Raw genomic sequence first — 12,216 nt, 5'->3', positions numbered from 1 at the left:
ACCTGATAAGTGATATAACTGATCGGCGTGGACACCAGATCAAGATCGTCCGCCAACAAAGGAGAAGTGAAGATGACATCCAGGATCACCGGCCCGCAACGAAACGAATAAAAGGTTTGTGTCGGCAATACATCTACCGAAAGTTGTTCTGCATCGGCAGAAAAATTATTATCGGCCGACTGTTTTCTAAACAGTCCGAAATCTACATATCCCCCGTTTTCTTTGTTGTGACAATGCGCTGCAATAACGTTCTTACCGGGCTTCAAGGTCTTTTTGACGGCTTCGCTCAATTCCAGCAAGACACCGTTTTTCCAGGTATAACCGGTTTTTACGACTTGAATACCATTGATGTACAGCTCGAAAATATCATCGTGGGAATATTTCAGGTATACCGGTGCTTTACTCAAATTTTCTTCCAACTCGAAAGTCCGGCGTATCCAAATGTCTTCGGTATCCCATCCGGTTCCCAGATGCTGCATTTCTTTCGTCCCGAAAGCAGCCTTTCCTTTTTTCCAATTTTGATCGTAATTCACCGCAGTCCAGTCACCGGCAGGTTCGCTTTCCGTATAATCCGCCTCCCATTTCTCCAGATCGGCCATCGGGAGTATCGTCTCGAAAGCCTGCTTCTCCCGGCCCATAAAACGGTAAGTCTTCCCATCCACCCGTAACGCACCGATCAAAGCCTGCTCTTTACCTGTCCAATGTTCGGTGTTACCCTCATACAGCTTATCATAAGGAGACCAGATACAAAAATAAGGATCGGAAGTCACCAAAGGCACAGAAGGAGCCCTCAATGAGTTCTTTTTCCCCGGAGCATAGTGATTCTCACCCCATGCAACCGTTAGCACAAATACACTTAATAACAATGTAACCCCTTTTTTAATCATATTTTTATCGATTTAGAAATTATTGCCCTTTTTCAACGCTGCAAACTTAGCCGTTCGATCCCTTTCTCACCGATAAAATGTGATCAATAAATATCAAATTCTCTTCATTTCGGGATGAAAGGTCCGTCCCGGAATCCCTTGGAATCGTATAAAAAAAATTGTTATTTTGGAAGTAGTTATCTACAAGGATAAAGGGAAACTTATTTATGAAAATCTGAACGAAATGAATAATAATCTGATTTTAGTCATCTTATTGTTTTGTATTACGGGTTGTAAAGAAAAAAGGCCGGCCATAAAAGAGGCTGTTTTCGAATTTAATCCGAATAATATTTTGGTTTGTGATACGCTGGATATAAATCAGATTTGTGATAGTTTCAGGTATATCCCTTTAGAAACAAGGGATTCGGTTTTGATAGAAGAAGTGACAGATGTCCGATTGACCGATGACCGGATCGTCGTCCGGGATGGCCAGAGACTACTGGTATTCGATCAGAACGGAAGATTTCTGAATAAGATTGGGAAACGCGGACGCGCTCCCGGTGAATATGGGGCCATAGATCATTTTTATATAAGTAAAAAACAGGAGATCGTCATTTTTGATCCGATCTTACTGAGCTTACATTTTTATACGCTGAATAATCGATTCATTAAATCGATAAATATCCGGCCGGCCGTTCTGATCCCCTCTTCTGACGGAAAGGAAGTGGACTCCGGGATTCAAAATATCTATCCGCTAAATGACACTTTGTTATTTCTGGCTCATCGTATTTCCCGGTTTTCAGATATACTCTATTCTTTATACAATTTACAGACCGGAAAATTAAAAGTGATAAGCCATTTGGAACAGAAAATCAAGATGGAGGTTGATAGTTGGAGATATTCTATTCTTCCGGTTGCTCAATATGGAGATTCCCTGACTTGTATTCTGCCATTCAGTAATATTTTGTACCGGTTTGCCGATACCTCTCTCATTCCTTTATATGCGGTAAATCCCATACCGAAACAGGAAATTCCCGAGAATTATTTGGCGAACCGGAAAACTAAAAATAATACACAATTACAGGAGGAGTGGATAAGACGCAAATATGTGGTGCCTGTAAACATTATGGAAAGTGAGAATAATCTGATTGTTGAAAATGCGATAGGTGGAAAAAATTATTATCTGTTTTGGAATAAGAATAGCCGGCAGGGCATTTTTGCCGAAATCAATTCCGTTGACCCGAATATCGTCCCCATGCTTATTGTTAGAGGAATGTCTCAGGATATATGTGTCGAATGGTGGGAAGTCATGCTAATCAAAGCAAGGTGTGAATACCTTGAGAATCAGGGACAGATTGTTCAAGACCCACTCAAACGACTTAATGAACAATTGAACGAAAACGATAATCCGGTAATTATTTTGAATTATCTGAAAAAAGATAGGTTTTGGGATTCCGGGACGGACCTTTCGTCCTATTTTCGGGACGAAAGGTCCGTCCCGGAATCCCTATTTTAGGGCACTATTCAATTCGAAGTACAAATAATCATAATGCACTTTGTCGTCTCCCGAAGCAGAATGGCGTCTATTCTTCAGTAGCTCTTTCAGTTTTACCAATTGCCCGTAATACAAAGTTTTAGAACTGATCCCCAAATCCGATATTTTGGTATTGGCAGACATTTGCCGGGCATGCCGGTGATACTCGTAGCAATAACACGGCAAATGGTCTTCAGTCAATAATTCCAAAGAGAGCCCTTTCGACTTCTCCGCATCCTTTGTGAGTTCCAGTTCTTTTAACAAATATTGCACATAAGCGTATTGCAGGTTACGGTCGTAATAATCCAAGGCTTTCCCTTGTTCGGTCTTATTCCATACCCCCTGATACAAATCGTTCAGGTATTCCTTCTGGGTATAAGGCCGCTCGGAATATTTGGCATTCATGCCCACTTTTCCGAGTGTAGAACTGTTCAATAGATTACGAAGCAGATTTGCCTGCAAATTAGCGACCATATCATTATTCGGTTCGAAAAGGGTCATAATTTCTTTCTTCGCCATCCATTTGGGTTGTTCTTTAAATTCGTCGAAGAAAAATTTCACGACCTCTTTCTGTTTCTCCCTGGACACGGGTACAAATCCTTTCTGCTCATCTCCGGCTACCGGATGGTTGAGATACAGCCCTCCGATGTAGGCCATACAATGTCCCATATACCTTTGGTATTGTTTGGTCAGTTCGTAATATAACTCACTGGTCTGATCATAAGGCCGATTTTCAATTGCACTCCATTCCACCAGATGGTCCATGATATACCGCAGGTTCTTAATCCCATACCGGCTGGCTTTCACCGCATCGTCCCCGAGCGATTCCGACTGGGAAGCGGGATCCAGGGTTCCCAGGATTTGCTGTTCACCATAGGTATACATCGGGTCGCCCGCTTTTTCCTGAATCCATTTATTCAGAGTAGCATATTCGTCGGCCGGTGTTTCGGCATCGTAAATCGGAGCATATCCCAATTTGATCATAAAGATATCGTACACACCCAACAGGGGCGGAATCAAGCGTACATTTTTATCTTCAGGCTGTGCCACATAATTATTCCGGGCGTAATCCATGATAGAAGTCGTCGTTCCGTATTTTGCAGTAAAAGCGGGGGAACGGAGCGAATCCACCGGTATCGAATAAGAAGCCCTCATATTATGCATCAATCCCAGCGTATGTCCGATTTCGTGTGAGGCGACATAGCGCAGGCTCGCTCCCATCGTTTCTTCGTCAAAAACGGCAGCCCGGGCTTTCGGATCGACCTGAGCTGTCTGAACAAACTTCCAGTTGTGCAACAATTTCAACACATCGTGATACATATACACCGATGCCTGAATAATTTCACCTGAACGGGGATCGGTCCAGGACGGTCCCATCGCATTGGCCACCGTCGTCGTCGCATAGCGGAAACAGGAATAACGGATATCGTCGGGATCGAAATCGGGATCATCGGTCGGGAAATCACGGGCTACGATAGCGTTTTTGAAACCGATCGCTTCGAAAGCAGGTTGCCAGTCCTCGATACCCAATTTGATATATTTTTTCCATTTAGCCGGCAGGGCGTTATCCACATAAAAAACAATCGGTTTAGCCGGCTCTACCAATTCCCCTTTTTTATACCGTTCCAGTTCTTCGGGTTTAGGTTCCAAACGCCAGCGATTGACATAAGCGATCTTCTCGCTCTGATCTTTTTCGGTGGAATACAACACTTTCCGATCGGAGAAATACCCCATCCGGGGATCGAGTAAACGAGGCCGCATCGGCTCATCCGGCAGCTGTATCATCGACAAATGGACGACAGCCGTAAAAGGAGTACCGTTGACCGTATAGGCCACCCGGCTTTTTACAGAAATATTCTGCGGGAAAGCCTTGAAATCGAGGATCGACGACAGATCGGCCTTAAAAACCCCTTTCATCTTTTTCATACCGAACAAAGCATCGAAGGGAGAGGCAGGAATAAAAGGACTTACCGGCCGTTCGTCGGCACAAAACAATTTAGTGGCATCGATCACCATCGCACTCGAATCTTTACTGAATGCTTTGATCGGAAAAGCCCGGATGACCGGTTTCAGATTGTTCCGTTCCATAGATATTGCAATCGGTTCGTTTTCATCACATACCGATCTGCTGATCACATTATGGAGATAGACTTTTTCCTCATCGCAGCTCCATTCCACCAGCATCGGATCCTGGGGCATCTGTCCGGCCACCACATCCTTATTGTCGCTGATCTCCGCCACCCTACCGGCGAACAACATCGGTTTTCCCATCAACTTCACCGGTATTTCCATATAGAATGTACTTTTCACCATATGTAAGGTGATCAGTCCCTTCTTCGTGCGGGCTTCTTTAGTAATCACCTTATCATAGCTTTTGTCCTCCGTTTTTTCTTTCTTCAAGGCGTCGGCCAAAGCCGGAGTCGTCTCTTGCTTTTTACGTTTCTTCTTAAAATCATTGGCATTGGCCGATAAACATACAGCCAATAAAAGAATCACGAAATAAAAAAATCTGTTTTTCATACTTCTCGTTTTATTAATATTGATCATTTCCTATTGCCTGAATATCCACTCCATACACTTCTTTCAGTTGATTTACCAATAAATGGTATTTATCTTTCAGCCGATCGTACGGAGCGATCAATGCCCCCATTTCCGCGGTTGTATGGGTCGTAACCATATCGATAAATTGATTGATATCCAGCGTTTTGTTAGGAGCCATACAGTAGTTGGTCCCATTATCGGCCGTCCGGTCACGGTCCCAGAATCCATATTTCTTCATATCGATCTCATCGGGTTTGAGCCCGCTATTCCCATCCACCAACTTCAGATTTCCCCCGTAATAATCCTCGCTGATGTTCCAGAAAGCTTCGGGAAGATCCATCATTTCATTATTGTATAAAAAATTCGCCCAGAAAGCAGCCTGTACCTTTCCTCTCAATTCAAGCAGGCTATCGGCCGGAATCTCACCTATCCCGTTACGGATTCGACCGATTCCCAGAAAGCTCAAACCTGCTGTCGCCGGTTCATCCGGGTACCATACACCATTTTTAAGCACTTGCACTGAATCGGCCAGTAAAATCTTGAAGGGGAAATAATGTTTTTTAAAATCATCGGTATAATATTGGAACAAAACGTTGTCCAAATAGGCCAAACCTTCGTTCAAAGTAACCTTATCCGTTTGTTTTATCAATTCCACATTCAATACGGTACTCATATTCCATCGATAATCGACTTCCTCATAATCATATAAAATAAATACACCGTAGTCATGATAAAACCCATAAATAAAGTGATCCAGGGGGTCTTCACTATCTTCCACCTTGTACTTGGGCTCGTCTTCTTCTCCCTCGATATTCTCCTCTTTATAACAGGAACTCAGGAAAACACCTAACAGAATATATATCAACCATCTAGTTTTCATAACAATTATCGTTTTAAGTTAAAGGTTTCATTGTCGAGACTCATATGATCAATTTTCTCCGGTAACATTCTGATTCTCCCGTTGTGGACGGGGATTGTCGACCAGTGTCGGATCATATTCCACTACCGACCGGGGTAAAGGCAAGGTATAGGCCGGATCGTCTTTTTCGAGTACATATTTTTCAACGACATCGGGTTGCTTGATATCGGGTGTAAAGGTATGCTCTATCCGGGGCCGGTCCCAACGCCTCAGGTCGAACCAGCGATGAAATTCGAAGCTGAGTTCCCGCCGTCTTTCTTCCCTTACCCTCCGGATGACGTCTTCTTTAGTCACCGCTTGTACCTCTTCGTACACTTTCAGGCGTTTTTCCCGAATGGTTTTCAGATCCTGTAAAGCTTTGTCTTTATCTCCTTTCTCGGCATAAGCCTCTGCCCGGTTCAGGTAGGCTTCCGCTGTCCGGAAAGCATATCCGTATATGCCGGTAGTTCCCGAAGTTTCCGATTTTTGGGCCGTATAAACAGCTCCCCGTTTGTAGAAGAAATGCGTCAATCTCCAGTCGTTATCCCCGTATAATGCCTGAAGATCGTCGGAAATCGGGAAATTACATTTGGCCAGCCAGGCATAATAACTCACCAGATAATAGCCATAAGTAAACAATATCTCAGGATTCTTTTCATTCAGAAAATAATCATCGTCGCTCATTGCCGACAAATCATAGAGCTGAGGTTGTGCAGCGATCACATACGTCGCATATTCGATGGCTTTATCATACTCTTTCTTATACAAGCTCACCCGGGAAGCCAACAAATACGTAGCCGGCAGGTTCCAGCGGAAACAGGTCTTCGTCAGGTTGGAGGCTTTGAAACAAGTAATCGCTTCTTTCAGATCGCTTTCTATCTGCCGATAGATTTCAGCCACACTCTCCCGGACAAACTTCCGGTCTTCCATCCCTACCACATCGTTGACCGGAACTCCGAGATCCGTTTCGGCCGTCGCCTGATTATAAGGTTGTCCATACAAATTCACCAGCATAAAATAACAATAAGCCCGCAAAGCATAAGCTTCTGCCTTCAAGTCTTCTTTCTCGGCCTTCGATCCGCTGATATCCCCGATATTATCCAGCGTAATGTTACAGATCAGGATAGAATGATAATATGTCTCCCAAGCCTTATCTTCACTGATCGCTCCGGAAACCGTCTGCTCCGGATCGGCCTGCCAGGTATAGTAGCCATAACCGCTGGCCCGGGTATCTCCCCCCAGAAAACTACCCTTGATATTTTCTTTCACATCGTCCGTCATGATGTCCAGGTAAGTATGTATCTGGGTTTCATCCCGGATATAGGCCTCACCGAAAAGGAACTCCCGGTAATCTTTGACCGACTTCGGAATAATCAAATCCTGTGATTTCTCTTCCAAAAAATCAGAGCAAGAGGAAAACAATATCAGTAATACCCCTAATAATCTTATATATCGTTTCATAGTCTGCTATTTAAAAAGTGATATCTAATCCCAAAGTATATGAAGAAGTCGGAGGTGTAGAAACTCCTCCCAAAGTCACCTGTTCCGGATCCTGTCCTTTCAATTTTTTATCGGCCAGTAACCAGAGGTTAGTCGCCTCGAAGCGCACACTGATCATTTGGGCCCGGATCTTATGACAGATTCTATCACTGAAATTATACCGCACATACAAGTTTTTTAAGCGCAGATAATTCCCTGAAGCCACCCGTAGATCACTCTTATTGTACATCTCCCAGCCATTATCGGCAATCTTGATTTTCCGGTCGATCCCCAATCCGTACATATCCAGCGGATCGGTCGTCAATACCGGAATATCCGTACGGTTTTCATCACCGGGTTGTTTCCACCGGTTCACAAACGCCTGATTCATATTTTGCTGAGGCTGCGGAAGCCGCTGTCCGGAATCATTATACAAGTTGTTCAGCCGGATCTTAGTCCCCAAACTATAAGAAAAAAATCCTCCGATAGCTAAATTCTTATACGAGATATCCGTACCGAACCCACCGGTAATATCCGGTATACGGGTACCCGAATAGGCGAAAACCTTGGCAAACATCTCCGTTTGGGTGATACCGTCGGTTTCTTCGATATCTTTAAAAGTAGGCAAGCCGTTAGCATCCAACCGATCATATTTATAAGAATAAAAAGTATTCAGGGCTTCTCCCGGAATAACAGCCGATCCATCGAGATATTCCTTGTATCCGTAATCCGTCGTAATCCCGGATTTCGTTACCTTATTGATATTCCGGGCCCCATTGATATTCAGTGCCCAGGTAATATCTTTCGTTTTCACCGGCACTACATTCAACACGATTTCATACCCTTTATTTTCCAGGTTTCCGGCATTCAGCTGCATAGTCGTACTCCCGGTCGTCGAAGCCACTTCTTTGGAAATGATCTGATCTTTCCCTTTCTTCCGGTATACTTCTACACTACCGTTCAATCGGTTATCGAGGAAAGCGAAATCCACCCCGAAGTTCCACGAAGTCGTCTTTTCCCAGCGCAATTGCGGATTGGGCAGCTTCGATAACTTTGAAATATACTGTTTCGAAATCGGATCGAAGGATCCCAGCTGGATCAACAAATTCGGTGTCTGATCGGGTGAGACATTCCCCTGAATACCGTATGATCCCCGGAAAGCAAACATATTCATCCACATCACTTCTTTCAGGAAGGCTTCTTCGTGCAGATTCCATCGGCCCGAGACCGACCAGATCGGTAAAAAACGGTTACTCTTATCCTGTCCGAACTTATTGGAACCGTCGGCCCGGATATTGAAATTGACGATATAGCGGTTCATATAGTCGTAAGTGAATGTTCCATACCATGACATCACATTGGTCAGGGTATTGGTGATCACATTCGGATGACTTTTCACCAGATCACCATATTTCGGCCACTGCACCGGGTCGATCTCTACAAATTTTTCTCCCCGGTCGGGCAAATAACCGTATTCCGTCGATTTCAATCCTTTGTATTTAGACGAACGTGCCTCCGTACCGGCAACCACCGTGATCTGATGATCTTCCAGAAATTGAAAAGAATAATCCACTTGTGCCCTTGCAGTATAAGAAGTATTCCGGGTATCCGTATTCACCAGTTCTCCCCCGTAAGGCAACTTACATTGCTGTTCACGCCAAATGTCACTATCGGGCAATTCCAGTCCGTAATTATAATTTCTGAGCTGAGCAGCCGCGTAAGATTGTTCGTCGAACCATTCTTTTTGATCGGTATTCGACCGATTGTAACTCAAGGCGCCGGTTAATCTTAATCCAGGAATAATCTCCCATAGTAAATTAGCATTGAAATTCAACGTCGTCCCCTCGATATTCATCCCCGTATGTTGCATTTCGTTCACCACATTGTATTGTAGCGGGAATTCATAGCCCTGCGTCTTGTTGTAATAAGCCAACGTACCGTCCTCATTATAACAGGGTATCGCACGGGAAGTATTATAGGCATACTGATAAGGAGACAAAGAAGAATGCAGGTAATCCTTATCGTCGGTCGACGCTCTCATCTGCAACTCCATTTTCAGATTGGAAAGCAGATTCACTCCCAGTTTCATCAGGCCGTTGAACTGTTTTACACCGGTACCTCTCACCGTAGCGGGGATATGCTGTAAACCACCTGAAAAATAATAATTTACCTTATCGTTAGCACCTGAAATAGAAACATTATGTTTTTGTGAAAAAGAGGTCCGGTAAATGATATCGAACCAATCGGTATTCACTTCTTCCAGTCTTTTCACTTTCTTCTGAAACTCTTCATAAGTAATGGTCCGGTCGTACAGGTCCAGCAAAGCACCTTCATAAGAAACCCTGGCCGGAGGAGTACCGAACGACAATCCCCTCTGTTCGATTTCCTTGGATACCTCGATCCGGTCCTTCGAATTCATCCGGTAGAGCCCGTCGTATTCCGGTCGTTCATTGACCGATAAATTCATTGAATACCTCACCCGGGGCTTCCCGATTTTTCCTTTCTTAGTGGTAATGACGATAACTCCATTGGCAGCTTTTACCCCATAAATAGCGGTAGCCGAAGCATCTTTCAAAACGTCTATCCGTTCGATATCCTGTGGATTCAGCGAAGAAATCGCATTTCCGATGAGGTTTACGTTATCGAGGCTATTCAATTCTTCGGCACTGATCTGTACGGGATCTTCCAGAATAAATCCATCGACTACCCACAAGGGTTCGCGGTTACCTGAAATCGTCGAAGATCCGCGGATTCTGATTTTCGTTGCAGCTCCGGGAGTCGAGGAAGATCCCATAACATTCATTCCCGGAATTTTTCCCTGCAACATATTATCCAACCCCAAAGCAGCTCCTTCCCGCACCAAATCACCATCGATAGTAAAGACGGAAGAAGAAAGCTTACGTTTCTCGATATTCTGGTAACCGGTCTTCACGATCACTTCCTGCATCAATTCGGCCACACTCTCCATCACGACATAGAGGTTATCTTTATTCGCTTTCACTTCCTGTGTACGCATTCCCACAAAAGAAAACACTAAGATCTCTTCTCCCGAATTCAAACGGATCTCGAATTTTCCCTCTATATCCGTTGCTACTCCGGCTGTTGTATTTTTTACCACCACAGATACTCCGGGTAGCGGTTCTCCTTTAGAATCCACTACTTTTCCTTTCACTGTCCGCATATCGGTCTGCTGGGTTTCCGATTCTTTTTTCGGAGTAATTAAAATATAGTCCTCGACCTGATTGTAACGATAAGGTAACCCCTGAAAGATCGATTGTAAGGCCTCCTCTAACCGGGCTTCGTTCAGGGATACAGAGACTTTCGTCCCGACATTCACCTCCTGAGTATTATACATAAAGTGCACGCCTGTTTGTTCTTTCAATACTTTCAACACCTCTCCGAGTGTTTTATTCTGCAGCTCTACGGTCACTTTCCCCTGAGCCCATACGGTTGCCTGAGTATGCAAGCTCGATACAAATACGAAAAAACAGCACAACCTGACAATCAGTCGTATGCCGGATGGATTTTTTCTTCTTTTTTTCATAATTTTGTAGTTTAGTAGATTCAAATTTTCGAAACCCGGATCGTTTTATTTTCTAACTGGAACCGTACCCGAGCCAATTCTTCCAGCATCCGCAACACAAAATCCAATTCACGATAACGGGTAGCAGCTCCCGTAAAAGTGATTGCTTTCAACTGCGGATCGGCAAATACAAAGTCTACATCGTACCAACGTCCCAATTGATCGGTGATTTCGCCTAAAGACATGTTTTCAAATTCAAAAGTTCCGTCTACCCAGGCAGCCACAGCCCGGGCATCGACTTCACATTTTTCTATTTCTTCTTCCAGGCAAACGGCTTGTTCGCCCGGTGACAAGACCAACTGTCCTTTTCTATTCGACACTTTGACCTTTCCCCTCAACAAAGTAGTTTTCACCGCACTTTTACCGGTATAAGCAGAAACATTAAAGCGCGTACCCAACACCTCGACGCGATTGTAGAAACTCTCGACAATAAAAGGACGGGCTGTATCTGTTACTACTTCGAAACAAGCTTCCCCTTTCAGCATCAATTTTCTCTCTCCCTTGCCAAAAACCGTGGGATAAGTCAGTTCGGTTTCCGCATTCAGCCACACCCGTGTACCGTCCGACAATACCAGGGAATATTCCCCGCCCCGGGGCACGGTAATTGTATTATAAGCCAATTTTTCCTGTTCCTGGCTTACAGCCTGATAAACGATATGCTCCTGCCCTCCGACTGAAATCCGGGTACCGTCTTCCTCGGTCAATACGCAGGTAGTCTCTTTTTCCAGTGTAACTTCCCGCCCATCCGACAAACGCAACACCGCCTTTCGGCTACCCGGAACGATCTGAGACAAAGCGGTCTCCCGACTTTCCTGTAACTGTTGCAACGAATAATACAATAATCCGCTACCCAATAAAAGGATCAGTATTGCAACTTGTTTCCACCATTCCTTCCATAAGCGACGTCTCTTCCGGGGCGAGGCAGAGAGACGGCAGGATATTTGCTCCCAGGCCTGCTCCTCCTGAATCCCATCCCAACACCCCACCTTACGCCCTTGTCTATAAGTTCTCACCCATTCCCGGAAAGTTTGCCGATTTTCCTGTTTTTCCTCCAACCACCGTTGTAAAAACCGGTATTCTTCTTCCGATAATTCATGTTTACAATAGCGAACCACATAAGAGACTAATTCCTCTTCATTCATTGCTTTCGATTTTAAATTTATCCTGCGCACAGACGATTTATTTAGAAAACGTTTCTATTACCTAAAGCTCAAAAAGATTAAAATGGGTGAATGAAATGAAATTTTTTTTTCGAAAAAATAATTTACCCGAAAAGGCAATTTACGGATAACCTATCCCCCAAGGCTTTTCAGCG

At 44.3% G+C, this 12,216-nt stretch carries 7 protein-coding genes; 1 reads left to right on the top strand and 6 read right to left on the bottom strand.

The genetic code is table 11. The features are described from left to right. Window positions 1-887 (bottom strand): DUF4964 domain-containing protein (locus tag WS34_RS08230; protein ID WP_286693685.1); only part of this gene is annotated, 887 nt, incomplete at its 3' end. A gap of 166 nt (window positions 888-1,053) precedes the next feature. On the opposite strand from WS34_RS08230, the gene WS34_RS08225 reads away from it, so the two are divergent. Further along, window positions 1,054-2,382 (top strand): DUF4934 domain-containing protein, encoded by a 1,329-nt coding sequence (locus WS34_RS08225; RefSeq protein ID WP_046404241.1) that lies wholly within the window; start codon window positions 1,054-1,056, stop codon window positions 2,380-2,382. Here WS34_RS08225 and WS34_RS08220 read toward each other — a convergent pair. The 5 genes from WS34_RS08220 to WS34_RS08200 are packed head-to-tail and all read right to left on the bottom strand — an operon-like array spanning window position 2,374 to window position 12,043. Then, the gene (locus WS34_RS08220; RefSeq protein ID WP_022159631.1) at window positions 2,374-4,920 is read right to left on the bottom strand and encodes a zinc-dependent metalloprotease; all 2,547 of its coding nucleotides are present in this window, start codon (window positions 4,918-4,920) and stop codon (window positions 2,374-2,376) included. The two genes, WS34_RS08225 and WS34_RS08220, sit on opposite strands and share 9 nt — an antisense overlap. Window positions 4,921-4,933: 13 nt before the next feature. After that, the gene (locus tag WS34_RS08215) at window positions 4,934-5,821 is read right to left on the bottom strand and encodes a hypothetical protein (protein WP_046404239.1); all 888 of its coding nucleotides are present in this window, start codon (window positions 5,819-5,821) and stop codon (window positions 4,934-4,936) included. A gap of 48 nt (window positions 5,822-5,869) precedes the next feature. Continuing rightward, window positions 5,870-7,300 (bottom strand): RagB/SusD family nutrient uptake outer membrane protein, encoded by a 1,431-nt coding sequence (locus WS34_RS08210; RefSeq protein ID WP_022159629.1) that lies wholly within the window; start codon window positions 7,298-7,300, stop codon window positions 5,870-5,872. A 10-nt stretch (window positions 7,301-7,310) separates the two neighbouring features. Next, a complete protein-coding gene (locus WS34_RS08205; protein ID WP_013610517.1) occupies window positions 7,311-10,862 on the bottom strand; it encodes a SusC/RagA family TonB-linked outer membrane protein in 3,552 nt (1,183 codons plus the stop codon). Window positions 10,863-10,882: 20 nt separating this feature from the next. Further along, complete coding sequence (locus WS34_RS08200) at window positions 10,883-12,043, bottom strand: FecR family protein (RefSeq protein WP_013610516.1); 1,161 nt, start codon at window positions 12,041-12,043, stop codon at window positions 10,883-10,885. Between the last annotated feature and the right edge of the window lie 173 nt (window positions 12,044-12,216).

Origin of the sequence: Odoribacter sp. N15.MGS-14 (assembly GCF_000980245.1) — a bacterium.
Lineage (GTDB): Bacteria > Bacteroidota > Bacteroidia > Bacteroidales > Marinifilaceae > Odoribacter > Odoribacter splanchnicus.
The sequence above is the reverse complement of the archived record's forward strand: the minus strand, read 5'-3'. Positions and strand labels throughout refer to the sequence as shown.

What these genes read in the sequence shown, in the direction of transcription:
- WS34_RS08220 (WP_022159631.1), bottom strand. Translation starts at nt 4,920, where the DNA reads ATGAAAAACAGATTTTTTTATTTCGTGATTCTTTTATTGGCTGTATGT.
- WS34_RS08215 (WP_046404239.1), bottom strand. Translation starts at nt 5,821, where the DNA reads ATGAAAACTAGATGGTTGATATATATTCTGTTAGGTGTTTTCCTGAGT.
- WS34_RS08210 (WP_022159629.1), bottom strand. Translation starts at nt 7,300, where the DNA reads ATGAAACGATATATAAGATTATTAGGGGTATTACTGATATTGTTTTCC.
- WS34_RS08205 (WP_013610517.1), bottom strand. Translation starts at nt 10,862, where the DNA reads ATGAAAAAAAGAAGAAAAAATCCATCCGGCATACGACTGATTGTCAGG.
- WS34_RS08200 (WP_013610516.1), bottom strand. Translation starts at nt 12,043, where the DNA reads ATGAATGAAGAGGAATTAGTCTCTTATGTGGTTCGCTATTGTAAACAT.